This is a genomic window from Pseudomonas sp. MDT1-85 (assembly GCF_054898065.1).
Genome location: NZ_CM142715.1, coordinates 536,371 through 562,087, shown reverse-complemented (window position 1 = coordinate 562,087; position 25,717 = coordinate 536,371). Strand labels below are relative to the sequence as shown.

At 56.4% G+C, this 25,717-nt stretch carries 23 protein-coding genes and 3 pseudogenes; 14 read left to right on the top strand and 12 right to left on the bottom strand.

The features are described from left to right. Positions 1–24: 24 nt before the first annotated feature. The gene (locus ACYZT2_RS02585) at positions 25–480 is read left to right on the top strand and encodes a thioesterase domain-containing protein (RefSeq protein ID WP_461969873.1); all 456 of its coding nucleotides are present in this window, start codon (positions 25–27) and stop codon (positions 478–480) included. A gap of 136 nt (positions 481–616) precedes the next feature. On the opposite strand, the gene cysQ is transcribed toward ACYZT2_RS02585, so the two are convergent. Further along, a complete protein-coding gene (gene cysQ, locus ACYZT2_RS02580; protein WP_461969871.1) occupies positions 617–1,450 on the bottom strand; it encodes a 3'(2'),5'-bisphosphate nucleotidase CysQ in 834 nt (277 codons plus the stop codon). Beyond that, entirely contained in the window at positions 1,447–2,013 is a 567-nt protein-coding gene (gene nudE / locus ACYZT2_RS02575) for an ADP compounds hydrolase NudE (RefSeq protein WP_461969869.1), read from the bottom strand. Before nudE ends, cysQ begins: the two co-directional genes overlap by 4 nt. Before the next feature lie 90 nt (positions 2,014–2,103). On the opposite strand from nudE, the gene yrfG reads away from it, so the two are divergent. Next, positions 2,104–2,766 carry a GMP/IMP nucleotidase gene (gene yrfG, locus ACYZT2_RS02570; protein WP_461969867.1) on the top strand — a complete coding sequence of 221 codons (663 nt, stop codon included), beginning with the start codon at positions 2,104–2,106 and terminating at the stop codon, positions 2,764–2,766. Between the two features lie 123 nt (positions 2,767–2,889). On the opposite strand, the gene lysM is transcribed toward yrfG, so the two are convergent. Next, positions 2,890–3,330 carry a peptidoglycan-binding protein LysM gene (lysM, locus tag ACYZT2_RS02565; protein ID WP_461969865.1) on the bottom strand — a complete coding sequence of 147 codons (441 nt, stop codon included), beginning with the start codon at positions 3,328–3,330 and terminating at the stop codon, positions 2,890–2,892. A gap of 137 nt (positions 3,331–3,467) precedes the next feature. On the opposite strand from lysM, the gene ACYZT2_RS02560 reads away from it, so the two are divergent. The 4 genes from ACYZT2_RS02560 (at position 3,468) to ACYZT2_RS02545 (ending at position 8,480) form a co-directional block, all read left to right on the top strand. Next, the gene (locus tag ACYZT2_RS02560; RefSeq protein ID WP_461969863.1) at positions 3,468–4,355 is read left to right on the top strand and encodes a LysR family transcriptional regulator; all 888 of its coding nucleotides are present in this window, start codon (positions 3,468–3,470) and stop codon (positions 4,353–4,355) included. Positions 4,356–4,447: 92 nt separating this feature from the next. Then, on the top strand, positions 4,448–5,287 hold the full coding sequence (gene fdhD / locus ACYZT2_RS02555; RefSeq protein WP_461969861.1) for a formate dehydrogenase accessory sulfurtransferase FdhD: 840 nt from the start codon (positions 4,448–4,450) through the stop codon (positions 5,285–5,287). Next, a complete protein-coding gene (locus tag ACYZT2_RS02550; protein WP_461969859.1) occupies positions 5,284–7,632 on the top strand; it encodes an FdhF/YdeP family oxidoreductase in 2,349 nt (782 codons plus the stop codon). Before fdhD ends, ACYZT2_RS02550 begins: the two co-directional genes overlap by 4 nt. Positions 7,633–7,985: 353 nt before the next feature. Then, positions 7,986–8,480, top strand: a complete 495-nt coding sequence (locus ACYZT2_RS02545; RefSeq protein WP_461969857.1) for a glycine zipper domain-containing protein — start codon at positions 7,986–7,988, stop codon at positions 8,478–8,480. A 69-nt stretch (positions 8,481–8,549) separates the two neighbouring features. On the opposite strand, the gene ACYZT2_RS02540 is transcribed toward ACYZT2_RS02545, so the two are convergent. After that, positions 8,550–8,981 (bottom strand): acyl-CoA thioesterase, encoded by a 432-nt coding sequence (locus tag ACYZT2_RS02540; protein WP_461969855.1) that lies wholly within the window; start codon positions 8,979–8,981, stop codon positions 8,550–8,552. A 191-nt stretch (positions 8,982–9,172) separates the two neighbouring features. Further along, on the bottom strand, positions 9,173–10,399 hold the full coding sequence (locus tag ACYZT2_RS02535) for a 3-hydroxyacyl-CoA dehydrogenase (RefSeq protein ID WP_461969853.1): 1,227 nt from the start codon (positions 10,397–10,399) through the stop codon (positions 9,173–9,175). Positions 10,400–10,708: 309 nt separating this feature from the next. On the opposite strand from ACYZT2_RS02535, the gene ACYZT2_RS02530 reads away from it, so the two are divergent. Continuing rightward, positions 10,709–12,211 carry a Fic family protein gene (locus ACYZT2_RS02530; RefSeq protein WP_461969851.1) on the top strand — a complete coding sequence of 501 codons (1,503 nt, stop codon included), beginning with the start codon at positions 10,709–10,711 and terminating at the stop codon, positions 12,209–12,211. Between the two features lie 24 nt (positions 12,212–12,235). On the opposite strand, the gene ACYZT2_RS02525 is transcribed toward ACYZT2_RS02530, so the two are convergent. Both ACYZT2_RS02525 and ACYZT2_RS02520 read right to left on the bottom strand, forming a co-directional pair. Next, a complete protein-coding gene (locus tag ACYZT2_RS02525; protein WP_461969849.1) occupies positions 12,236–14,170 on the bottom strand; it encodes a RecQ family ATP-dependent DNA helicase in 1,935 nt (644 codons plus the stop codon). A gap of 285 nt (positions 14,171–14,455) precedes the next feature. Further along, positions 14,456–14,959, bottom strand: a complete 504-nt coding sequence (locus tag ACYZT2_RS02520; RefSeq protein WP_461969847.1) for a polysaccharide deacetylase — start codon at positions 14,957–14,959, stop codon at positions 14,456–14,458. A 310-nt stretch (positions 14,960–15,269) separates the two neighbouring features. On the opposite strand from ACYZT2_RS02520, the gene ACYZT2_RS02515 reads away from it, so the two are divergent. From ACYZT2_RS02515 to ACYZT2_RS02500, 4 genes and pseudogenes are all read left to right on the top strand, one after another. Continuing rightward, positions 15,270–15,563 carry a hypothetical protein gene (locus ACYZT2_RS02515; RefSeq protein ID WP_461969845.1) on the top strand — a complete coding sequence of 98 codons (294 nt, stop codon included), beginning with the start codon at positions 15,270–15,272 and terminating at the stop codon, positions 15,561–15,563. Between the two features lie 83 nt (positions 15,564–15,646). Beyond that, positions 15,647–15,811: an antitoxin PaaA2 family protein gene (locus ACYZT2_RS02510; protein ID WP_461972972.1), complete on the top strand. Its 165-nt coding sequence runs from the start codon at positions 15,647–15,649 to the stop codon at positions 15,809–15,811. Between the two features lie 336 nt (positions 15,812–16,147). Further along, positions 16,148–16,446 (top strand): annotated as a pseudogene (locus ACYZT2_RS02505) (hypothetical protein). A gap of 125 nt (positions 16,447–16,571) precedes the next feature. After that, entirely contained in the window at positions 16,572–16,754 is a 183-nt protein-coding gene (locus ACYZT2_RS02500; protein WP_461969843.1) for a YhfG family protein, read from the top strand. Between the two features lie 18 nt (positions 16,755–16,772). Here the strand turns inward: ACYZT2_RS02500 and ACYZT2_RS02495 are convergent, their stop codons facing one another. Beyond that, positions 16,773–17,003 carry a DUF7683 domain-containing protein gene (locus ACYZT2_RS02495; RefSeq protein ID WP_461969841.1) on the bottom strand — a complete coding sequence of 77 codons (231 nt, stop codon included), beginning with the start codon at positions 17,001–17,003 and terminating at the stop codon, positions 16,773–16,775. Continuing rightward, positions 17,000–18,209 (bottom strand): annotated as a pseudogene (locus ACYZT2_RS02490) (S-type pyocin domain-containing protein). The gene ACYZT2_RS02495 and the pseudogene ACYZT2_RS02490 overlap by 4 nt, the downstream one beginning before the upstream one ends. Before the next feature lie 206 nt (positions 18,210–18,415). Between ACYZT2_RS02490 and ACYZT2_RS02485 the strand changes: the two are divergent. Further along, a complete protein-coding gene (locus tag ACYZT2_RS02485; RefSeq protein ID WP_461969839.1) occupies positions 18,416–18,769 on the top strand; it encodes a DUF1493 family protein in 354 nt (117 codons plus the stop codon). Positions 18,770–18,851: 82 nt separating this feature from the next. After that, positions 18,852–19,140, top strand: a pseudogene (locus tag ACYZT2_RS02480) (helix-turn-helix domain-containing protein); the annotation flags it as partial. 107 nt (positions 19,141–19,247) lie between these two features. Here ACYZT2_RS02480 and ACYZT2_RS02475 read toward each other — a convergent pair. After that, complete coding sequence (locus ACYZT2_RS02475; RefSeq protein WP_461969170.1) at positions 19,248–20,504, bottom strand: IS256 family transposase; 1,257 nt, start codon at positions 20,502–20,504, stop codon at positions 19,248–19,250. Positions 20,505–21,059: 555 nt separating this feature from the next. Here ACYZT2_RS02475 and ACYZT2_RS02470 point away from each other — a divergent pair. Further along, positions 21,060–22,949 carry a hypothetical protein gene (locus ACYZT2_RS02470; RefSeq protein WP_461969837.1) on the top strand — a complete coding sequence of 630 codons (1,890 nt, stop codon included), beginning with the start codon at positions 21,060–21,062 and terminating at the stop codon, positions 22,947–22,949. Positions 22,950–23,002: 53 nt separating this feature from the next. On the opposite strand, the gene ACYZT2_RS02465 is transcribed toward ACYZT2_RS02470, so the two are convergent. After that, on the bottom strand, positions 23,003–24,544 hold the full coding sequence (locus ACYZT2_RS02465; RefSeq protein WP_461969835.1) for a phosphoenolpyruvate carboxykinase: 1,542 nt from the start codon (positions 24,542–24,544) through the stop codon (positions 23,003–23,005). Between the two features lie 179 nt (positions 24,545–24,723). Next, entirely contained in the window at positions 24,724–25,626 is a 903-nt protein-coding gene (gene hslO, locus ACYZT2_RS02460; protein ID WP_038978495.1) for an Hsp33 family molecular chaperone HslO, read from the bottom strand. Between the last annotated feature and the right edge of the window lie 91 nt (positions 25,627–25,717).

The following is a 25,717-nucleotide window of genomic DNA, read 5'->3' as shown; positions in this document are numbered from 1 at the left end:
CCCCCTCAAACAAAAGGCCCGTGAATGAACCGCGACAGTCGTCACCTGGAATCGATCCTCCATTCCGACATCCCCCTCACACGGAAGATGGGCCTCAAAGTGCTCGACTGGCACGACCAACAATTACGCCTGCACCTGCCACTGGAGGCCAACGTCAATCACAAGAGCACCATGTTCGGCGGCAGTCTGTATTGCGGCGCCGTGCTGGCCGGCTGGGGCTGGTTGCATTTGCGGCTGCACGAAGCAGGCATTGAGGACGGGCACATCGTGATTCAGGAAGGGCAGATCAGCTACCCGCTGCCGGTCACCATGGACGCGACGGCGATGTGTCGGGCACCGAGTGCGGCCGTGTGGAAGAAGTTTTTGGCGATGTATGAGCGATATGGACGAGCGCGGTTGACGCTGCATTCGCGGATCGTGAATACCGGGAGTGAAGAGGATGCGGTGAAGTTTACCGGGCAGTACGTCCTTCACCGGTAAAGCAAAAGATCGCAGCCTCGTTTCACTCGACAGCTCCTACACAGCTCCTACAGGGGACGCGTTTCTCTGTAGGAGCTGTCGAGTGAAACGAGGCTGCGATCTTTTGATCTTTTGATCTTTTTAATCTTTTTGATCTTCAACCCCGAGCCAAAGCCAACAACTTCTCTCGCCATGCCGCCTTAGCCGGCAGCGCCAGGAAAAACTCGTTCAGCAACGACTCCCGCGCCGGATAGCAGAATGGCTCACCACTCAAATCCAGCACCTCCCCCCCCGCGCCTTCCAATACACCTTGCGCAGCCGCCGTGTCCCACTGCGACGTCGGCGCCAACCGCGGATAACAATCCGCCGCCCCTTCCGCCAGCAGGCAAAATTTCAGCGAGCTGCCGATATTCGCCAGCTGCAACTCACCCAGACTGTCGCTCAACCCTGCGAGTAACCGCTCCTGCTCAGGGCTCGAATGCCGACGACTGGCGACCACCGTGAACGCTTCACCCGCAGCCGGAATCTCGCGAACCTGAATCGGCAACGGCTCGGCGCCTTTATCGCCACGCCAGGCACCCAACCCGGCACCGCCGACATAAAAACGCCCGCTGGTCGGCATCGACACCACGCCAAATACCACACGCCCCTGCTCGATCAGCGCAATGTTGACGGTGAACTCTTCGCTGCCGGAAATAAACTCCTTGGTCCCGTCCAACGGATCGACTAGCCACCAGCGCTGCCAGCCAGCGCGCACGCTCTGGGGAATATTGGCGTCCTCTTCGGACAGCACCGGAATGCTCGGATCCAGCGCCGTCAGCCCGGCCAGAATCAGATGATGAGCGGCCATGTCGGCGGCTGTAACGGGGGAATCATCGGACTTTGCAGTGACCGCAACGTTGACGCGCCAAAATGGCAGGATCGCCTCGCCAGCCTTCAAAGCCAGTTCAACGACTGGCGCCATCAACGGATGGGGGAAATTCAACTTCATGGCAGAAACACCCCACGTTGAGTCAGCAGATCACGGGCCAGATACAGCGCCGCCAAGGCACGGCCCTCGGTGAACCGCGGGTTTTGCGCCAGGGCTGACAACTCACGCAGGTTGATCTTTTCCACCCCCATCGGCTCGGGCTCGTCACCTTCCAGACGTTCTTCGTACAGGTCGGTGGCCAGCACCACCTGGATCCTCTGGCTCATGTAGCCCGGTGACAACGACAACTCGGTCAGATGTTCAAGCTGCCGCGCGCCATACCCAGCCTCCTCCATGAGCTCCCGCTCGGCCGCCGCCAACACGTCTTCGCCCGGCTCGATCAAGCCTTTGGGCAGGGACAGTTCGTAAGCATCGGTGCCGCCGCAGTATTCCTCCACCAACACCGCGTGGTCCGCGTCGAGCATCGCCACGATCATCACCGCGCCATGGCCGGTGCCTTTGCTGACCAAACGCTCGTAAGTGCGCTCCACGCCATTGGAAAAGCGCAACTTCAGCTCTTCGACACAGAACAAACGGCTGGTGGCGACGATCTCGCGGGCGAGTACGGTGGGTTTCTGGCGCATAGATGGCTCCTTGGCGTAAGCGGGTTACTATACCCGGCCTATCCTGATTGTTTACCTCGGATATCTTTTTTACCGCTGGAGAAGTTTTTTATGTCCCTGCTGCCCTGGCGCGACATCGATACCGTTTTGCTGGACATGGACGGCACGCTGCTGGACCTGCACTACGACAACCATTTCTGGATGGAACACCTGCCCCAACGTTATGCCGAGCTGCACGGGGTGAGTCGGGCCATGGCGGAGCTGGAGTTGCAGCCGCTGTTCGAACGCAATGCCGGCCAGTTGCAGTGGTACTGCCTGGACTTCTGGAGCGCCGAGCTGAAGCTGTCGGTGCGCGAACTGAAACTCGAAACCGCGCACCTGATCGCCCTGCGCCCGGATGCGGACACTTTTCTGGCGGCGATCAAACAGGCCGGAAAACGCGTGGTACTGATCACCAACGCCCACCGCGACTCGCTGTCATTGAAGCTGGAGCGAATTGAACTGGCGCCGTATTTCGAGCGGTTGATCAGCTCTCACGATTACGGTTTCCCCAAGGAAAACCCGCAATTCTGGGATGCCTTGCAGGCCGACATCGGCTTCGACCCGACGCGCAGTCTGTTTATCGACGACACGTTGCCGATTCTGCGCAGTGCTCGCAATTTTGGCGTGGCGCATCTGCTGGCCGTGAGCGAGCCGGACAGCCGCAAAGGGCCGAAGGACACGGCCGAGTTTGCGGCGGTGGGGGATTATCGGGAATTGATTGCCGGGCTTTAGACCGAGTCGTCTGCTTCGCGGGCAAGCCGCTCCTACAGGTCCTGGTCGTGCGCATATTCCGCGCACGATACAAATCCGTAGGAGCGAGGCTTGCCCGCGAAGGCCATCACACGGTCTCGAACCTTATTCAGGAATCCGCAACACCTGCCCCGGATAGATCTTGTCCGGATGCGAGAGCATTGGTTTGTTGGCCTCGAAGATTTTGTTGTACTTGTTCGCGTCGCCGTATTCAGCCTTGGAAATCGCGCTGAGGGTGTCGCCCTTTTTCACGGTAACGAAACGAGCAGCCTTCGCCACCGGCCCAGTCACAGTAATCTGGTCATCCACGCTACCGACACCTTGGATATTACCCACGGCCAACAGAATTTTTTCCTTCTCTTCCTGGCTTCCCACTTCACCGGTGACGATGACTTTGTCGCCCTCGATGGTCGCCTGAACATTCGGATTACCCAGGCCGACCTTGCTGATGTGTTCCTTCAACTGCTCGCTGGCATTGGCATTGCCAGGTGTCAGCAGATCAATAAGCTTTTCGCCTGCTTCTTTCACAAAGCTAAAAATACTCATGGTGCACGCTCCTTGGGGTTTAGGTTCCAGACGCCAAAGACTAGACCAGCCTTGCAAAGTCCGGCTCCCAGCCGACCAATGACCCAACCCCGCCCAGGCGGTAGAATCGAAAACCTTGCCCGCGCCCTGGAGCGAAGATGGACATCAAGCAGCTCAAATTCCTCATCGCTCTCGACGAAACCCGGCACTTCGGCCAGGCCGCCGCGCGTTGTCACATCACCCAGCCGACCTTGTCCATGCGCCTGCGCAGCCTCGAAGAAGAGCTCGACCTGCCGCTGGTCAACCGTGGCCAACGCTTCGAAGGTTTTACCGCGCCGGGCGAGCGCGTGCTGGCGTGGGCGCGTACGGTGCTGGCGGCCTATGACGGTTTACAGGCCGAAGCGGCAGCCTGTCGCGGCAACCTCGTGGGTACGTTGCGTCTGGGCGTGGTGCCACTGTCGAGTTTCGACCCGGTACCGCTGATGCAACGCTTGCACGCAGAACACCCGAACCTGCGCTTCGAACTCTCGGCCCTGAGTTCCGAACAGATCCTCGAACAACTGGCGAACAATCGCCTCGACCTCGGCGTGTCCTACCTGGAACGCCTGGACGGCGAACGTTTCGATTCCCTGGCCTTCAGCGAAACCCGCATGGGCTTGCTCTACGATCAGCGTTTCTTCAGTTTCGGCGACGCGCCCTTAAGCTGGAAATCGTTGATTGAACTGCCGCTGGGCATGCTCACCAGCGGCATGCATTTTCGCCAGTCCATCGACCATAACTTCCACAGTCGTGGCCTGACCCCTCAACCGTTGCTGCAAACCGATGCAGTCCACCAATTGTTACAAGCGGTACACGGCGGCCTGTGCTGCGCCGTGATGCCGCTGGATGGCGGTCTCGAAAACCTCACCGATCACTTGCGCCTGCAGCCCATCGAAAGCGCCCAGACCCTCGCCCGGCTGGGGCTGATCATGCGTCGCAGCGCTCCGCGTTCGGCGCTTGCAGAAGCCTGTTTCGCGATCTATCAGCAATCAATGACAGGCTCTTGATCGACGCCATCTATCGGTAGATCAGTAATAGCAATTAGACGCGACAAGTTGACGCGCCTAGGCTTAAAGCTGACCAAACCGTGGTGATGCCCATGAACGCCAAGCGCCCTGTCCGCGCGGCGCCTGCTGTTGAAACGCCCGCGACCGCCGCAAGCCAGACATACAGCTACTGCAACCTTGAATACACCGAATCGGCCAGCACCGCGCTGGCCGAGGAAGTCGCGTTGGCAATTGCCTATAACGGCATCAGCCAGGCGGTCATGTTGGTGACGCCAACGGATCTTGAGGACTTCATCGTCGGCTTCAGCCTCGGCAGCGGCATCATCGAAGACGCTTCAGACATCTACGACCTGCAACTCAGTGGCACAGGTTCGGCGCAATACGCGCAAGTGACCATCGCCAATCGTGCCTTCTGGAACCTCAAGCAGCAGCGTCGGCAACTGGCCGGTACCAGCGGTTGTGGCCTCTGCGGTGTGGAAGCGGTGGAGCAAGCGCTGCCCGACCTCAAAGTCTTGCCCGGCGCCCCACTGCCCCCGGCGCAATGGCTGGACGGCCTGCGCCAGCGCATCGGCGAATTCCAGCCGCTGGGCCAGCATTGCGGTGCGGTGCATGCAGCGGTGTTCATGAACGGCAACGGCGAATTGCTGCTGGGCCGCGAAGACATCGGCCGGCACAACGCCCTCGACAAGCTGATCGGCGGGTTGATCCGCCAGAAGATCCCGACTACCGGTGGCCTGGCGATTGTCACCAGTCGTTGCAGTCTCGAATTGATCCAGAAAGTTTTACGCGCCGGCATCCAGACCCTGGTCAGCCTGTCGTCGCCCACAGGCCTTGCCGTGCAATGGGCCCGTCGTCACAACCTCAATCTCATCCACCTGCCGCAGAAAAGCGCACCGCGGGTCTACAGCCCAGCGTCGGAGAATCAAGCGTGAGTCAACATCGTCAAGCCGACCAGAAACCCGTCCCCCGCTACAAGCCCTACAAAGGCCCAGCCGGTGGCTGGGGCGCGCTGATCAGCGTCGCCCAGGCCTGGTTGACCAGCGATAACGCGCTGAAAAACCTGCGCATAATGCTCAAGACCAACCAGAACGGCGGCTTCGACTGCCCCGGTTGCGCCTGGGGCGATTCTCCGGAAAAGGGCATGGTGATGTTCTGTGAGAACGGCGCCAAAGCGGTGAACTGGGAAGCGACCAAACGGCGTGTCGACGCTGCATTCTTTGCCAAACATAGCGTCACCTCGCTGTTGGAACAGAGCGACTACTGGCTTGAATATCAGGGTCGCCTGACCGAGCCGATGAGCTACAACGCCGAGACCGACCGCTACCAACCCATCAGCTGGGATGAGGCCTTCGCGCTGATCGGCAAACATTTGCAGGGCCTGTCGAGCCCGGATCAAGCCGAGTTCTACACCTCGGGGCGCGCCAGCAACGAAGCGGCGTACCTCTATCAGCTGTTCGTGCGCGCCTTCGGCACCAACAACTTTCCCGACTGCTCGAACATGTGTCACGAGGCCAGCGGTGTGGCCATGGCGCAAAGTGTCGGCGTTGGCAAAGGCACCGTGACCTTCGGTGATTTCGAACACGCCGATGCGATTTTTGTCTGGGGCCAGAACCCGGGCACCAACCACCCCAGGATGCTCGAGCCCCTGCGCGAAGCGGTGAAACGCGGCGCTCAGGTGGTGTGCATCAACCCGCTGAAAGAACGCGGCCTGGAACGCTTCCAGCATCCCCAGCACCCACTGGAAATGCTCACCAACGGCGATAAACCGACCAATACCGCGTACTTCCGTCCTGCGCTGGGCGGCGATATGGCGGTGCTGCGCGGCATGGCGAAATTCCTGCTGCAATGGGAACGCGACGCGCAGAAGACCGGCGCCCCGGCGGTGTTCGATCACGACTTCCTCAATGAACACGCCGTCAACGTGCTGGAATACATGGGCGTCATCGACGACACCCCATGGGAACAGATCGTCGAGCAGTCCGGGCTGACTCAGGTGGAGATCGAGCAAGCGGCGCGCATGTACGCCAAAGGCAAGAACGTGATCATGTGCTGGGCCATGGGCATCACCCAGCATCGTCATTCGGTGCCGACCATCCAGGAAATCGCCAACCTGATGCTGTTGCGCGGCAACATCGGTCGGCCGGGTGCCGGTCTGTGCCCGGTGCGTGGCCACAGCAATGTGCAGGGCGACCGGACGATGGGCATCAACGAACGTCCGCCGGTGGCGTTCCTCGATTCTTTGGAACGGCGCTTCCAATTCAAGGTGCCCCGTGAAAACGGCCACAACGTGGTCGAGGCGATTCACGCCATGGCCGACGGCCGCTCAAAAGTCTTCATCGGCCTGGGCGGCAATTTCGCCCAAGCCACCCCGGACAGCCCACGGACCTTCCAGGCCTTGAGTAACTGCGACCTGACCGTGCAGATCAGCACCAAGCTCAACCGTAGCCATTTGGCCCACGGTAAAGACGCGCTGATCCTGCCGTGCCTGGGCCGAACCGACATCGATATCCAGACCGAAGGCGCCCAAGCGGTGACTGTGGAAGACTCGTTCAGCATGGTCCACGCCTCCAACGGTCAGCTGCAACCGCTGTCGAACCAGATGCGCTCGGAGCCTGCAATCATCGCCGGCATCGCCGCCGCGACCCTGGGCAGCAAACCGGTGGACTGGAACTGGCTGGTGGCCGATTACAGCCGCATCCGCGACCTGATCGCCGACACTATCCCGGGCTTCCGGGACTTCAACGAGAAAATCAAGAACCCGGGTGGTTTCTACCTGGGTAACAGCGCCGGCGCACGTCGCTGGAATACCCCATCGGGTCGGGCCAACTTCCGTGCGAACATGCTGCCCAAAGATCTGGTGCACGAACGCACCCGCGCCACCGGCGTGCTGCCGGACCTGATCATGCAGTCGATGCGCTCCCACGATCAGTACAACACCACGATTTATGGTCTTGATGACCGTTATCGCGGGGTGAAAGGTCAGCGGGATGTGTTGTTCGTCAATGAAGCCGACATCATTCGCCTCGGGTTCAAACCAGGGCAGAAGGCTGACATCGTTTCGATTTGGGATGATGGCCGTGAGCGGCGGGTGAAAGGTTTCACGCTGCTGGCGTTTGATATTCCTGCCGGGCAAGCGGCCGCTTACTATCCGGAAGTGAACCCGCTGGTGCCGCTGGAAAGCACCGGGGATGGCAGCCATACGCCGACGTCGAAGTTTGTGGCGATTCGGTTGGAGGCGGCGAGTGAGACTGGGTTGATCATGGCCAAGTCGGCATAACGCGGCGTCTGAGCTGACGCCATCGCGAGCAGGCTCGCTCCCACATTAGATCTTCAGTGGACACAGCATTTGTGTTTGACCGAGATCCACTGTGGGAGCGAGCCTGCTCGCGATGGCGGTAGAACACTCAACACATTCTTCCGATCCGCACTTTCCAATCGCCCACAAAAAAGCCGTTTTTGTATAAAAACGGCCTTTGTGAAGTAGCTAAAGACCGGCGAAAAATACTTAAGTTCCGCCCAAAAAACAGCAACTTATAGAAATGTGCTCAAGTCGTGTTACTCGTCGGATTTCGGTTGTCACCACCACAACACAGCCTCAGGATCGCGCCGTCATCCCCTTGAGGTTCCTCTATGAAGTTCTCCTCGATTCTCTTGTTGTCCCTTGGCCTGGTCAGTGGCTTCGCTTCTGCAGGCGGCACCACCGAAGCAGGTGTGGGCGGCGCATTGGGCGGGGTTCTTGGCTCGGTCGTCGGTCAATCGTTAGGCGGCAATACAGGTTCAACCATTGGCGCGGCCTTGGGCGGCGCGGGTGGTAGCGCAGTCGGCGCAGACAAACGCAGCCGTGGCGAAGCTGCCATTGGTGGTGCGTTGGGCGCAGCAGGCGGTAACGTGGTCGGCCGCAGCATGGGCGGCACCACCGGCAGCCTGATCGGCTCCGCAGCAGGCGGCGGCGCCGGTGGTGCGCTGGGTAACTACATGGGCAGAGAGAGTGATCGCGACGATGATCGTCGTTCCTATCGTGACCGTGACGATCGTCGCTACTACCGTGACGGCCATCCAGGTCGTGGCCATGCCTATGGCCATCGCAAGCATAAACATAAACACCGCTACCACGACGACGACTGAAGTTTTAATCGCCTCGTTTACCGGTAGATCAAAACATCGCAGCCCTCGGGCTGCGATTTTTTTTGCCCCTCAAACCGCTAGCCGCTCCAATGCCCCGCGCAATCCGGCAGGAATCGCCACCGGTTGATTCGTGGTCCGATCCACGAACACATGCACGAAGCGCCCCGCCGCGCAGGCCTCGTCTTCTCCTACCTTGAACACCGCCAACTCGTATTGCACCGAACTGTTGCCCAACTTGCCGACCCGCAGGCCGATCTCGATCCGGTCCGGGAAGGCGATAGAGGCAAAGTAGTCGCAGGCCGAACTCACCACGAAACCCACCACCTCGCCGTCATGGATATCCAGACCGCCGACTTCGATCAGGTAGGTATTCACCGCCGTGTCGAAAAAGCTGTAGTAAGTGACGTTGTTGACGTGGCCGTAGGCGTCGTTGTCGTGCCAGCGGGTGGTGATGGGCTGGAAGTGCGGGTAGTCGGTGCGTTGGGGCATCGGGTTGGACATCAGTGTTGGTTCCTGGAGTTGAACAGCGAGTCTAAAGCGAAAACCGCGTTATCGTTCTTCGCGAGCAAGTCGGATCGCCGCACCGCCGCTCCCACAGTTGATCTTGGTCGTACACGAAATCTGTGTTCAATGAAGATCCAGTGTGGGAGCGGGCTTGCTCGCGAAGGGGCCTTCACAGACGCCACATAGAATCACACGTCAGCAAAGCCTCTACCCTCTGCCACCAGTTCCCCAATCAACCGCGCTGGCGCCCAGTGATCACCCTGCTTGGTCTCAAGCTGCAACAACCGCAGATGAATATCTTCCAACCCTTGATGATCCGCCCAGGCCATCGGCCCACCCTTCTCTGCCGGGAAGCCATAGCCATTGAGGTACACCAGATCGATGTCATGTGCCGACGTCGCAATACCTTCCTGAAGAATCTTCGCCCCTTCGTTGACCAGCGCCAGCAAACAACGCTCCAGAACCTCTTCAGGGTCGATCTCGCGACGCTGGAACCCCAACCCTTCGCTGACTTCCAGTACCAGCGCATCGACCTCCAGATCGTGTTCAGCCTGACGACTGCCCGGTTCGTAGTGGTAATACCCGTCGCCACTCTTCTGTCCGAAACGCCCAAGCTCGCACAAGCGGTTGTCCACTTGAACCTCCGGCGCATCCTGGCCCTTGCCAGCCAGCTTCCGAGCACGCCATTCCAGATCGATGCCGACCACGTCATACATGCGGAACGGCCCCATGGCGAAACCAAACTCTTGCAGCGCAGCATCTACTTGATAAGGCAAAGCGCCCTCAAGCAGCATCTTGCGCGCTTCGAGCACGTACGGATGCAGCATGCGATTGCCGATAAAACCGTGGCAGTTGCCCGACACCACGCTGACCTTGCCCATGCGCTTGCCCAGCTCCAGCGCCGCATCAAGCACCGCCGGCAGCGTCTGGGCACCGTGTACGATCTCCAGCAATTTCATGATGTGCGCCGGGCTGAAGAAATGCAGGCCCAGGACCTGCTGCGGACGGCGAGTAGCAGCAGCAATCGCGTCGATGTCCAGCGCCGAGGTATTGCTCGCCAGAATCGCTTCAGGTTTCATCAAGCCGTCGAGTTCGCGGAAGATTTTCTGTTTTAACTCGAGGTTTTCGTAGACCGCTTCGATGACCAGATCGACATCGCGGATCGCTGCGTAATCGGCAGCCGCCGTCACCCGTGCAATACGCGCATCCGCCTCGGCCTGATCGATCCGTCCCTGACGCACATTGTGGGCGTAAGTCTCAGCCACGCTGGTCAGCGCCTGCTCAAGCATCTGCGGATCGTTGTCGACCCACTGCACCGGCACGCCGGCGTTGGCCAGGCACATGACAATGCCACGGCCCATGGTGCCCGCGCCGATCACGGCGGCGCGCTGAATATCGAACGGTGTCTGGCTCATGGTTGTTCTCTTGTTAGCGATCCAAAGACAGTCCTCACCATAGTCAGGCGCTGGGCTTTTTTGAAATTTATTCCTGTGATGAGCGACATTCAGGGGATGGATGTGCCATTCATTGCGGGAAGCCCATTCCCACAACCGCGACCTGCTCTGGGGACCCGAACTCAGAAAGAAACCACAGAGGAGTGAACCAGACCCAAATGGGTGCTAGCCAACAACTTTAATCAGGTTAAAATTTTCTTATCTGATTTGATGATTTTAAAAAAAATCTTGGTGTGGTAAAAAAAATCTTGCCCAGATAGGGGAACTGCGATGGGAAACAGCGTGGGCTATGCCCATTTGATTGATGCGCTGGATCTAAAAGCTATCGAGGTGAAACGGCCAGCGCTCATCCAGCCAGTCACCCGCCTGGAGAAAATCGGCGGTGCGTTGTCCGTTCCGCTGAGTGTTGCGCCAGCGAAAGAAGACTACCTCTCACACATCATGTTTGCGCTAAAGCATGAGGGCGTCAATCTCCCCATTCTGGCTCAGGCACTCCCCCGCATTGATGGCCAAATATTGGTCGAAGCCATCACCGAAGCTCCCAGTAGTGCCTACCTGCGCAAAATTTGCTTCCTCTGGGAATTTTTCACCGACCAGCACCTGGACTATCCCGATAACCCACGCGGCACCGCTACTTTTCTATTTGATCCGGACAATTACATCACCGGGCCATCAGTCCGAAACTCGCGCTGGCGAGTCGACTTCAATGGGCTTGGCACGCTTCGATATTGCGCAACAGTCGAACGCACAGCTGAGATTCAGACCCTGCTCGACTATGACATTCTTGGTCGATCAAAAGCCTTTATTGGCTCCCTCCCAAAAGAAATGATGGATCGGACGATCAATTGGGCGTATCTGAGCGAAACTGAAAACTCGTTCGCAATCGAGAAGGAAGCCCCCAGTGAGCAGAAAGCGCAACGATTTGTGCAACTGCTCCGCCAGGCACATGAGCGCCTGCCGCTTACGGAAGATTATCTCGTCGCGCTGCAGAACAGCGCGATCTCCAACCCCTTTGATCGTGCAGCAGCATTCCGACACGAACAAAACCACCTGAGTAATTCATTTCGCGGTGCTGCTGGTGTGACCTACGTGCCACCAGACCCCGAGCTCTGCCGTGAGTTGATGGAAGAGCTGATGACCTTTGCCAACAGAGCGCCAGAGCAACTCGACCCATTAGTCGCCGCAGGCATCGCGTCTTTTGGCTTCGTCTTTCTGCACCCCTTCATGGATGGCAATGGCCGTCTTTCGCGCTTCCTGATCCACCTGGCTCTGTGCCGAGGCGGTGCTCTCGAAAACGGCCTCTTGCTACCTGTTTCGGTCGCTATGAAGCGTGAAGAACAACACTATCTGGAAGCACTACAGTCTTTCTCAAAGCCAGTCCGTGAGTTTTGGGATGTTCGCTGGATCGATGCGGAAACAATGAACTTCAACTTCATCGGCGATCCTAGTATCTATCGCTATTGGGATGCCACCGATTGCGTGGAGTTCACGATGGAAATGGCCAAACGAGCCCTCGAGGTGGAGCTGAGAGAGGAAACCGATTTTCTTCAGCGATTCGATACTCTCGTGAAGGTTGTAAACGAAAACTACGACGTACGAGGCAATCTTTTGTCCAGGCTAGTCATGCAGTGCCTGGATCAAAACGGCATCGTGTCCAAAGGCCGTCGCAAACAGTACCAAGGATCGATTCAGGAAGAGGTCTTCGATTTTCTTGAGCAACAAGCTCAGGCGCTATTGGCCGATGCTTACGGTGAGTCTCCTGAAGACGTTTGAACGGTCTCTGTGGGAGGCCGCGTTTCAACTTGGCAGGTGCGCTTGAGCCCACTCCCGCACGTCGCCATACGGATAATCCTCCAACGCCGCAAACCCCGGAATCGCCCGCGCCTTGAGCTTGGTAAACAGCGGCACACTGATCCCACATAGAAATCTTGTTACGCGTTCAGCCGAAGGGACGTTGCCCGTGTGCTGCTCGTGCCTGTGGATAAAATCACCACACAGCGCCTCGAAATTTTTATCCACAAGCGCTGGCAATTCCGGCGGTGCCGGCAATCGTGCTACCTGACCGTGACACACGGAACAATGCCCGCACTGCTTCGGTGCGTTTTCGTCGCCGAAGTATTCCGCCAGGCGATAGCCCAGGCAGTGGTCGGTAGCGAACAGATCGAGCATGGCGTGAATCCGTGCGATCTCGGTGCGTTCGTGTTGGGTGAAGTAGGCGTGCAATTCGGCGCTCAGGGTTTGGGAGTCAAAGTCCGCTTGCAGCAGGCTGTAGACCTCAGTCATCTGCTTGCTTTCGACCTCCACCCAGCCCTTCTCCTGGAAGTAATCCAGCGCCTTGACTACCCGACTGCGCTCGGCGGAATACTGCTCATACAGCGCATCGAAATTCACCGTGGCCCAAGTCCGTGCGCGGCTGGAGGTCTGGATGATCGCCGAGACAAAGTCCCTGCGCTCACCTTCGAAACGGGCCAGCAACGCCTCGGGCTCCTGCAAATACTTGAAGCGGTATTCGGCGTAATAGGCATAACGCGGCGCAATTATTGCGCGCAGCTCCAGCTGTACCAGCAAGGTCTTGAGCGGTAACTGGCGAATGTTGCTCAGATCGGCCAAAGGTCCCAGCAGAAACTCCCACTGCCCCTCGGGCACAGCGGCTTGTAACTCCTCGAGCACGCAACGAATGCCGTCCCGTTCCGGCGTGTCGCCGTAGACGAAATTTTCCAGCACGTTGAGGCTGTCGCGGTTGGCCAGCACCAGGCAATCGGATGGCTGCCCGTCACGCCCGGCGCGGCCGATTTCCTGGCTGTAGTTTTCGATGGATTTAGGCAGATCGAAATGCACCACGTTGCGGATATCGCTTTTGTCGATGCCCATGCCGAAGGCAATGGTGGCGACGATACAATTGGATTGCCCGCCCATGAACCGTTTCTGTATCCCTTCCCGCTGTTCATGGGGCAAACCGGCATGATAGGCCTCGGCCTGGATGCCGTTTCGGCCCAGATGTTCGGCGATGTCCTCGGCGGTTTTCTGCAGGGTGACGTAGACGATACTCGGCTGGCCGGGACGCTGGCACATCCACTCGACAAGGCGTCGGCGCTTGTCCTGGCCGCGGACCGGTTCCACCAACAGATTGAGGTTGGGTCGGTAGAAACCGGTGGTCACCACATCCTCGGGGGCGATGGCGAATTTGGCCTCCATGTCGGCGATCACTTTGGGTGTCGCGGTGGCGGTCAGCAGCAAAGCCTGAGGGATATTGAACTGGCGCTGATAGTCCGGCAGCTTGAGGTAATCGGGGCGGAAGTTATGGCCCCATTCAGAGATGCAGTGAGCCTCGTCCACCACCAGCAGCGAGATCGGCACCTGCTGCAAAAAATTACGGAAGCGCTCGTTCTTCAGACGCTCCACGGAAATCATCAAAATCTTCAGCTCCCCGGACTTTGCGCGGGCCATCACATCGCTGGCGTCATCGCGGCTCTGGGCCGAATCGATACTGCCCGCCGCAATGCCGTGGCGCTGCAAAAACGCTAACTGGTCCTGCATCAGCGCCAACAGGGGCGACACAACCAATGTCAGGTGCGGCAGCAACAGCGCCGGCAATTGATAACAAAGAGACTTGCCCGAACCGGTAGGGAAAATCGCCGCCGCCGAGCGCCCGGCCAACACAGCGCTGACCGCCGCCTCCTGGCCGGGCCGAAACTGTGGATAACCGAAAACCTGTTCCAGGGTGTTGTGCATAAGCTGTCACTCCGTTGACCGCTGCGAAGCCCAAAGCCTAGCCGGCGAACGCAGCGAGTCGAGAAAAGGTCGGGGGCAAAAACGATACGGGATGATACAGCGGATAGTTCGGGGAGACTGCAAACCGTGGGGAATGGGGCGGCCGGCAAATCGCTTTCGCGAGCAGGCTCGCTCCCACATTTGATCTCCAGCGAACCTGGATTTTGTGCACGACCGAGAAACCCTGTGGGAGCGAGCCTGCTCGCGATGACGCCAGCCAAGTCACCATAAAAATCATGAACTCACTCAGGGCACCAACACCGCCACCCGCAGTTGTTCATCCAGCGCCTGCTCATGAAACACCTGGCTCTTGCTCGCCCAAATCGCATGGGCCGGGCTGATTTCACCCGTGAACGCCGCCGCCAACTGACGCAAATCCGCGACACTTCGCACACGGGGACAAAAGGGTTCACCGTCACAGTTCTGACTGGCGTTTCGGTAGGTGACCAGTAACCGATCCCACAACCCGTCACGCACGTGCCTGACCGACTTGAGTTTCACATCCTGCACACCCAGCCGTTGTTTCAGACCCTGCTCATCCAGCGCTTCGCTGGCCAACAGCGCCTTGCCCACCATCAACACCTCGGCGCGAGAGACGGTGTCGACGTCTGCCTGAGTGGTCAGCGCCTGCGGCCAACCGTTGCGGTCCATGTTGGCGAGGACCAGCGAATGAGCGACGTCAGCAGCGCCCGCCATCCGACAAGCACCAGCCCACAACAATAAAATCGAAGCCATCCGTAGCCATTGCATACCTAATTCCCTTTAAGAGTCGACTCAGACGCTTCGAAACGTCCTACAAATTCTGGCGCGCACCCTACAGAGCTTTGATGCGTTAAGCCTGACAGGCCCGTAGGAATATCGACCCCCAGGGGAAAAGCTTAAAAAATAGTTGGAGTGCACGTAGGCAAAGACCGATAGCGCCGGTAAACAACCTACAAAACCTGTCCATTTGCGCCACCTTGCGACGCCTCGCCACGGCCCTCTATAGTTTTCGTCGCGGCTGAAAACATTGTGTCGGCCTGCCGGCGAGACTGCCCGACTTCCCACAGGATTGACCTCGATGAACACGTTCCACCCGTTAACAGACCGCTATCGCCCGCTCAAAACCCGCTACAGCGATACCCCCGTGTTGGTCATCGACACAGAAGCCAATCCTCACGAGATTCTCGACGCCGCCCAGCAACGCATCCGCGCCGCCAGCGACCTGCTCGAAACGCTCTATTGCCTGTGCTTCAAACAGGCCGACGTGAAAGACATTCCCAATATCGTCAACGCACTTTACTTGCTGACCCAGGATGGTCACGAACTGCTTGAAGTCGCCCGGCAACGCCTGCCGAAAACCACAGCCGTTTGATGCAAAAAATACAAATTCCAACCCAACCACAACCCCCTGTGGGAGCGAGCCTGCTCGCGATGAACGATAACGCGGTCCACCTGATGAAAAACGAAATGTCCGCCACTCAACAACTCGACAAAGCGGCCTACGACGCATGGTTCAGAGCACAAGTACAAGCCAGTCTCGACGACCCTCGCCCCAGCATTCCAGATGAAGAAGTCAGACACCTGAAGTCAATCAAACGAGACAAATTGCAGAAGGGATAAGTCCGTAGGCAACGACCTATCAAAACTTCATACCGTTCCTACAACCGAAGACACCTTGTCGCCTATCGCTGCCTGGTGACTCAAACCTATAGTCGTGACTGTCGCTGCCAAATCAGCGACTCGGGCTTGGTCACCCGAATAGAGAACTCATTTCGCTTCCGTTGTATGCTGCGGCACCTCAAGTGCTGCACGCTATATGGTGGCTGTGTTCGGGACGCCTTCGGGCGTACCGGCAAAGTGAGTTCTCACCGGTTTGACCAACCCGAACACAGTCCGCCTCCCATCGCTTGGTCACGATGGCGGCGGTTTCTCCCGATGCACTTGAGAATTCTCACTATGAATAAATGGAATCCGCTTACAAATATTCGCTACATCCTCTCAACACTAATCTCACCGACACCCCGCCCCTGATCATCGACACAGAGGCCAATCCCCAAGACATCCTCGAAGCCGCCCTCCAGCGAATCCGAGCCTCCAGTGATCTCCTCAAAACCCTGCACTGCGTTTGCTTCAAACACGGCGACATCGAAGACATCCCCCACATCACCCACGCGCTCTTCCTGTTAACCCAGGACGGCTGCGACCTGCTACAAGTCGCCCAGCAACGCATGATGGGCTGGAAAGCGCCTGCCTGACGCTGAGTGAAGATCGTTCCCACGCTCCGCGTGGGAATGCCTCTACGGACGCTCCACGTTCGGCTCTTGGAGAGCGGAACGTACCCGTGGCAATGATCGAACACTCGTAACCCGAGACAACCGCGATGAGCGAATTAACGTTCAAACAAAAACAAGCGCACTACGACAAAGTGCGTCGCTCAAACTACTTGGCCAGCTTGCGGCTCGCAGGCTTCGACACGTCACCAGCAGACCTCGAAAGACCACTGCCTACCCGCAACGAAGCACTCGCCAAATACCGACAAGACAAAATCCAACGTCCGTCCTGACAGGAAATTCCCACTTTCTCACGCGCTGCAAGACAAAAAAAACAGATAGTCCGGGCTGTCGAATTTCTTCCCAATGAGTACCTCCAGGCTGTTTATTTGCTCGTGCGATAGCTCGTACTCATAGATGGGATCGTCTGGTTCCCTCCACTCCATCAGCTCTTTGAGCTGCTCAAAATGCTCTGCGGGAATACCAACTCGGAATGCCAGCCGCTCCGTTTCTTTATAAAACGCTCTGACGGAATGCTTCATTTCTGCGTGCTCCTTTCCGGGTCCGCGTCCGATAGTCTCCTGCCAGTTTCTGCATTGAACTCGCCTAGATGTTTACCTTGCCTAGTGTATTGCTCAACCGTTCCGTGCATGTAGTCCCACTCATAAATTCGGCCTTTCGAATCCAGCCAACGCGCTCTTCTCTTTCCGCCCCCCCTCACAGAGGTTTTCGATGGCACCGGATAGGTATCTGGAAACGCAAGCAACTCCTCTGGGGCGGGGCGATAGCTGAAATCCCTCGGCATGCTTAATACGATGTACAGCGGCCGAACCCCCGAGTCCGCCGGAAACACCAGAATGAAATCCTGGTATTCCGGTGGATAAACCGGGCTGACGATAATGTTGTCCGCCTGCTCCGTCGGCGGAAAAATCCAGACTTGGGGAGCTTGCGGTGCCGCTTCCAGCGCCGGGATACCCATCGTATCTGCCGGGTTTTCTGCAGGAGTCCAAATCAACTCAATCCCGCCGCCAAAGTCAGCCACCTGCTGAGATCCACGCGTTTCAAACATCACGACAGGGATCATCTCCCAATCACGTCGGCTCTGAGTGTTGTACCCGTAGCCTTTGAGCGTTCCGTCAGCCTGCTCCTCTACCCGCAGACGAACTCGCGTTCGCGCTTGTTTGAGTGATCTGAGTTGATTGTCGGTATACAGCGCGCCATCACCCAGACTCGATGGCGCGAGCAAAGCAACCAACCCCACTAATGCACCCGCAGCAACGCCGGCAGTGACGACTCCGGCGCCAGTGCCCGCAACAGAGGTCGTTGCCGGAGCAATCGCTGCCCCACCCAATGCCAAAGAGCCGATGCCTACTGGCAAAACACCGCTGATCTTCTTGAGCGGCAAACGGCCAGAGCCATCGGCGTGACGACCTCCCAATAAGGTGAGCTCACCATACTCACCAACGCTATCCGTCGGTAAAACCCCCCATGGGCTGGTGTAGTCGATGATTGAATCCGGCAACTTACAAGACTTGGCAAAGACACAACCGGTGAGCGACTGGCGCTTTTTCTGAAACGCCACTTCCCGGCTCTTTTCGAATGCGTCCTGCCTGGCGAGCATGGCTTCGTAGGCGTTTTGCCTGGCCTCCCTCTCCGCCAATTCAGTAGCGGTCATGTCCCGTAGCCGACGGTAACCCCCCACCATCGTTATCGTAGTGCTGCCACACTTGCGGTGTGTCCTTGCCCATCCGTTCCCCTCTCGGTCACCAATAAAACCACGGCTCAATGCCGAGGCCGGTGAAGTTACCGAGTGTTGGAAAGTACGGTTGTAGGGCTAATCTGATCCTGCCGTGCGATCCTTCTTGATCGTCTATTGCGAATGATTCCGCTCCAAACTTGCCGCAAAATCCGGCCCGAGCCGATTCATCGGCATGCCCCTAATGGAAGATGCACCATGAACCTCGCCCCCAACTTCCCCGATGACCACGCCATGCACCTGCTCATGCAGTTGCTGCACGAAGAACTCGGCCTGCCCGAACGAAAAACCATCAGCCTCACCACCTCGATCAACTTCGACCTGAGCTGTGATGGCGCAGACGCGCGGCAGCTGATGGAAGCGCTGGAGGAACAGTTCGCCATTGATTTCGTCGACTACGATGCGTATCGGTATTTTCAGCCGGAAGGGTTTGATGTGTTTCTCAAGCGTCGGGCGAAGGGGCGTGGCGAGAAGGTGCCGTTGACCATTGGCATGCTTTACCAAGCGATCAAGGTGCAACGGTGGGATACGCGGGAGCTGGAGAACCAATAGAGCAGACGCCACGCCTGAAACGGCTCTCATAAGTGCAATTATTCTGGCGTTATTACCTCAGAAGTGAAGGAATATTAGCTGTATGGCTAGAAAAACAGCGCCACTGCTCCCGCGTATTGCACGATTGCTTGCCGACCTCGGCGAACGCCTAAAACTGGCTCGTTTGCGTAGAAGGCTGACAGCTAAACAAGTGGCTGAGCGAGCCGGTATGTCCGTCATGACATTGCGCTCTCTGGAGTCGGGTGGTACGGGGGTGACGATGGGGGCTTATCTGTCGGTGATGCACGTATTGGGTCTGGAGCAAGACTTGAACACGGTTGGTGCTGCCGATGAAATGGGACGTCATCTGCAGGATGCTCAGTTAACCCGAGCATCGAATCCGCGGACTAAAAAACCCAGACGGGAAGACAGCGTGATTGGGACCGAGTCGTTGATACCGAACGAGGGTGTCCCAGATTTTGTGTAAACGGGATTTCTGTTAAACCGACAGCAGCCGATCTTCGAACTGGATACTGAAGCGATTCAAGGCCGCTTTCCAGTCCCTGATCGGCATTGTCCACTTCTTGCTGATGTTGTTCAGCGCCAGATAAAACAGCTTCATCACCGCCTCATCGGTCGGAAACGACGCACGCGTTTTGATCACTTTGCGCAGACTCATGTTGATCGACTCGATGGCGTTGGTGGTGTAGATCACCTTGCGAATTTCGGCTGGATAATCAAAAAACGGGATGACCCGTGCCCAGTTTCGCCGCCAGGACAAACTGATCGACTGGTACTCAGCGTCCCATTTGGTTTCAAATTCGCAGAGCCGTTGCTCCGCTAACTCGGCGGTGGCCGAGGTGTAAATCAGCTTGAGATCAGCCGCCACTTCTCGCTGCTTTTTCCATGATACGAAGTTCAAGCTGTTGCGCACCATGTGCACGATGCATAGCTGAACGACCGCTTTCGGGTAAACCGCTTCAATCGCCTCAGGGAAACCTTTGAGGCCGTCCACGCAGGCGATGAAGATGTCCTGCACGCCCCGATTCTTGAGTTCGGTCACCACTTGCAGCCAGAATTTTGCGCCTTCGGTTTGAGCGATCCACAGCCCCAGCACTTCCTTGTGACCGGCCATGTTGACGCCGATAGCCAGGTAAACCGCCTTATTGCGCACGGCGCCAGCGTCACGCACTTTGACGTGAATGCAGTCCAGGTAAAGGATCGGGTACAGCGCGTCCAGCGGTCTGGCTTGCCACAGCTTGACCTCGTCACTGACTGCATCGGTAATCGCCGAGATCAGGCTGGGAGAGACTTCTGTGCCGTACATTTCCTGCAAGTGAGCCTGAATTTCTCTGACGCTCAAGCCTCGGGCATAGAGGGAAATGACCTTGTCGTCGAAGCCTGTCCAGCGGGTTTGATGTTTGGCGACCAGTTGTGGCTCGAAGGACGCTTGCCGATCGCGGGGGATCTCGAGCGGCAGTTCGCCAAAATCACCCTTGAGGGTTTTCCCGCTGTGGCCGTTGCGGGCATTGGCGGCGGTGTTGGTGATCGTAGCGCTTTTATCGTGCCCCAGGTGTTCGGTCATCTCGGCCTCAAGGGCCCGCTCGACCAGCATCTTGGTCAGCTGTTTGAGCAGGCCGTTTTCGCCGATGAGGTCTTCAGGCTTTTTGTAGTTGGTCAGCAGGCTGTCAGCCAGTTTGACCAGCTCAGGATCAGGCTTGATTCGTTTGGCGCGCTTGGGTTTTGACTCGGTCATTGGATTTCCTTGGGGTAGGCAGTCTCCTGCCAAATGACCGTTTACACAAAACTAATTACACCCTCTACCGAACCGCTCGCAGGAACCGCAAGCCGCCAGAAAATCGAAGCTTAGCGCAAACGAGCCTCTTCTCTTTCCCCTCAACACTCATTCGTTGTCGGCGTTGCTGGTCCGCAAAAAGGGGGCCGAGCCCAACACATAAGTGAGCATGGTGTTAACGCCGGACGGACTGTTCTATATAAACTACGCCACTTGGCACTACTTCCAAAGCTGAAGGCGGCGATTTGTGTTCCTAAAAAATATGGACTGCAGTCACGCCAACTAAACCCAACCTATATCTTCTCCCACTCCATATACCATAAGTACCAGCCATCAATACAGACAAGTCATACAAATTAAAAAATCAGGCCGTCACCAATAGAAAACATCACACAACTTCCGCTCAAGAAAAAATAAAATTCGCAATGCTGGCCAAATGAAGCGCACCGTCTAGTCTTGTAGGACTTACATTCTAAAAAAGCAAATACAGGAATACAAAATCTCAAGGAGTTGCAGATGCAAACAACATCGCCCTATAGCACCATCATAGTCCTAGAGTTATCTGCAACGGCGTCATTAGCAATAAGAGACCAAACGATAACAGTTCTCAAATCCACCTTAGAAACGCCAACTCCGACCGCTGACTTTCCTCAGCGAATAGTGAAAAGAAGCTTATCTCCACACACAGTAACTTTGGGAGGTCACGAGTTTCTCTCATCTGGATTTGTAATTGAAGAATCTAGACTTGCAACATGGAACATTGGCCCCATTCAAACACTTGACATTATTAATGTATTGGTCTGCGCAAGCTTCTATAGAGATTATCTTTGCATACACCTTTCCGATGGCGAGGTGCGCACAATAATAGAACGTGAGATAAGAACAAACCCCACCAATTTCCCAATGTTAAAGGCCTCTCCATTCGTAAACCCTCGAATACTCGAGATAGCATTTTTACAAGACGCGCAAATTAAAGCCCTTTGGCCTGCTGGTGGTCACAAAAGAACATCTGTAAAGGCCAATGCAAAGTTACTGAACGGCGACAGCCTAGAATATGCTCTAGACCCCTTAGCAGATCAAACATTTATTGCTCGGTCAGCAAGAGCGCAAACACAGGGAGCGTCCTCATATGGGATCACTCCAAGACGCTCAGCAATTTGGCGAGGCCCAAATTCTAACTTCAGCGAGTATCAAAACGAGATTCTTACAATAATCAGCAAAATAGATGCCGGCAAAGCAGTTTATGCCAGTAGTGGCTATAAACCCGCAATCCCTATGTTAATGAACGCACTGGAGAGTTTTGCAGGAGTAACTAATGCGTTTGACTTTGACATAGCCGAAGAAGAAAGCATGGACACAAAGAGCTCTAAATCAACAATAAGAGAGATCAATAATTTATATATTTTCGAGCCACAAACCCCCAGCAACACAGACCAAAAATTCGACTTGAAAATTAGTCTCTCAAGAGACAACACTAAAACCATCACAATAAACGTAACACCTAAATTCACACAACTTTCAAACTCAATAATTTTCGACTACACACCAACCAACACACTCCGCGCATTTAATAAAGCTGTCAACGCACTAACTCAAAACCCAGAAATCTGGAAGTGCTGGTACGAAAGCTACCATACAATAGCAGCAGCCCAGCTATGTTCTATAAAGAGAAGAAACTCAACTTTCGACAAATGGATTTGGTTCGACTTCCTAAAACATAGTGAATTCGATGTAACAAAAGAAAAACCCGATACTTTTTCAGATATCTGGTCAAAGCCAAAAGATAACAGCCTTTTTACTTGGTGCATAAAGAGTGCATCCGGACAGCTTTCCAATACAAACGCATTTAACATTCCGGGGCTACCGCTACTATCAAGCGCCGGTAAAACCTGGCTCTATTGTGATGACAACAGTCGAGAAATTGCCGATTTTGTATATCTACATCATGATGGGAAAAAATCAATTCTTGCATTGATTCATGTAAAAGGTGCAAAAAATAGCAGTCAGAACAGGAAACCAGTTCCAACACCTTATGAGGTAGTTGTAGCTCAGGCAATAAAAAACGTAATCGACATGGACAATGAAAGACTGTTAAACCGAATTGAACGCAGAGCATCCAATTCCAACCACAAAATATGGAATAACTGCTGGAACAGCACAACTCCCACAGGTACGTCCGCACGCTTCATTGCCGAACTCAAGAAAATAACTTCAAAAACTGAACTGCTAATCGTGATAATTCAACCTCACGTCTTAGCTAATAACTACTACACAAAAAACCCTCCGAAAAAAGAAATAACTGGAATTGGCCCCGAGCAACTCAGAACCTTACTACATGGATTACAGATATCTGCGATGGGAGTAAATGCTGATCTATATGTCGTAGCTGATGGTGTTAAACCCTAATAAAAAGCCGCCCCGAAGGGCGGCTTTTTGTTCAATCAAACTGCGACCAACTCTTACAACTTCGGCCCAGCAGCCTTAATCGCATCGCTCACTTCAAACTTTTTAAAGTTCTCAACAAACAACCCAGCCAACGCCTTAGCAGCTTCATCATAAGCAGCCTTGTCAGCCCAGGTATTACGTGGGTTCAACAGGCCAGTCTCAACGCCCGGCACAGCCAACGGCACGTCCAGGTTGATGGTGTCCAGGTGCTCAGTTTCAGCACCGATCAACGCGCCGCTCTGGATCGCTGCGATCACGCCGCGAGTAGTCGGGATGTTGAAGCGTTTGCCGACGCCGTAGCCACCGCCGGTCCAGCCGGTGTTGACCAGGTAGACCTTGGAGCCGAAGCCGCGGATGCGTTTGATCAGCAGTTCAGCGTATTCGCCAGCCGGACGCGGGAAGAACGGTGCGCCGAAGCAGGTGGAGAAGGTCGACTTGATGCCGCTGCCGGAACCCATTTCAGTCGAGCCCACCAGTGCGGTGTAGCCGGACAGGAAGTGGTAGGCCGCTTGTTCTTCGCTGAGGATCGAGACTGGCGGCAGGACGCCGGTCAGGTCGCAGGTCAGGAAGATCACAGCGTTTGGCTCGCCGCCGAGGTTCTTCTCGGAACGCTTGGCAACGTGCTCCAGCGGATAAGCAGCGCGGCTGTTCTGGGTCAGGCTGACATCGGCGTAGTCGGCGTGCTTGGCGTCATCGATAACGACGTTTTCCAGGACTGCGCCGTGCTTGATGGCTTTCCAGATGACCGGCTCGTTCTTCTCGGACAGGTCGATGCATTTGGCATAGCAACCGCCTTCGATGTTGAACACCACGCCCTCGCCCCAACCGTGCTCGTCGTCACCGATCAGGTAACGGCTTTCGTCGGCGGACAGGGTGGTTTTACCGGTGCCGGACAGGCCAAAGAACAGGGTTACGTCGCCTGCTTCACCGATGTTGGCAGCGCAGTGCATTGGCAGTACGTCAGCGGCCGGCAGCAGGAAGTTCTGCACCGAGAACATGGCTTTTTTCATTTCACCGGCGTAACGCATGCCGGCGATCAGCACTTTCTTCTGTGCGAAGTTGAGGATCACGCAGCCGTCGGAGTTGGTGCCGTCACGCTCTGGCACGCATTCGAAGTTGGCGACGTTGAGGACTTGCCACTCTTCACGGCCAGCCGGGTTGTACTGGGCCGGGTTGATGAACAGGCAACGACCGAACAGGTTCTGCCAGGCAGTCTGGGTGGTCATCTTCACGGCCAGGTAGTGCTCTTCGGCAGCACCTACATGCACGTGGGAAACAAAATGCTCTTGCGCGTTGTTGAAGGCCTCGACGCGAGCCCACAGGGCATCGAACTTGTCGGCCGGGAACTTGCGGTTGATCGGGCCCCAGGCGATGGCGTCCTGGGTGGTCGGCTCTTCAACGATGAAACGATCGACTGGCGAACGGCCGGTACGGTGACCGGTGCGAACAACCAGCGCGCCGGTATCGGCAAGCTCGCCTTCACCGCGATTCAGGGCTTCTTTAACCAGATCATCAACACTCAGATCGGTGTACACGGCGTTATTGGCTTGCGTCATGAGGTTCCCCGTCGGCCAGTGGCCGAGTGCTCCAAACGTTTTGTAGTAGAAAGTCATGCACTACTACCGCGAAAAAAGTGGGCCGGATTATGCCAGAAAAGCCCAAAAAGTGTAGGGCCCTCCCGTCAGAACGGCGTTATTCCGGCGCTAAGCAGTGAATTTACCTGCACTAAAACGTTTTAGTGACGGGTATCTGACGGCGTATCGACCCCGGCACCCGCAAACAATTGAGTGATATCGGCGGCGTCGAACAGGTAGCGTTCGTTGCAAAACTGACAATCGATCTCGACGGCGCCACCGTGTTCGATGACCAGTGCCTGAGCATCATCCAGACCCAAACTGACCAGCGCATTGCCCGAGCGTTCCCGAGAGCAGCTGCAATGGAAGCGCAGGTTCTGCACGTCAAACAGGCGCACCTGTTCTTCATGATAGAGGCGATGGAGCACGGTTTCGTTGTCCAGGCTCAACAGTTCATCGGCGGTCAGGGTGCTGGCCAGGGCGGTGATGTGCTGCCAGCTGGCGGCGCGTTCTTCTTCGTCTTTCAGACGGTCGGCAGGCAATTGCTGCAGCAACAGGCCCCGGGCCCGACGGCCATCGGCGTAGAGCCAGAATCGCGTGCCGACCTGCTGAGACATGACGAAGTAGTTAGTGAAGCATTCCGAGAGAGTTTCGCCGTCGAGGTCGACGATGCCTTGGTAGCGTTGGCCCTGAGTCGGGTCGACAGTCAGCGCCAGCACGCCATTGGGCATCAAGTCGGCGAGGGTCGCGTCGGGGGCAATCTGATCGGCTTCGTAACGCGCCAGGCCACGGATTTCGCGCTCGCTGGAGCACTCGATCATCAGCAACGGCACCGGGCCTTCGGAACGGGCCTGCAGAATCAGCAAGCCATCGAACTTCAAGGTGCCAACCAGCAACGCTGCCGCCGCCATCAGCTCGCCCAAGAGTTGCGCGACCGGCTCCGGATAGGCGTGTTTGGCGAGGACTTCGGCATAGCTACGCTCCAACCCAACCAGCTCGCCGCGGGTGTCGCTGTCATCGAAGATGAAGCGTTGGGTATAGTCGTTATCCGATAGATTGGTCATAGGTCTGGGTATCTGAAAGGGTGACAAAAAATGAAAATCGCGTCATTTCCGCATGTTTGGGCGGGCAAAGTTCAGCCGTAAAGGCATTTTA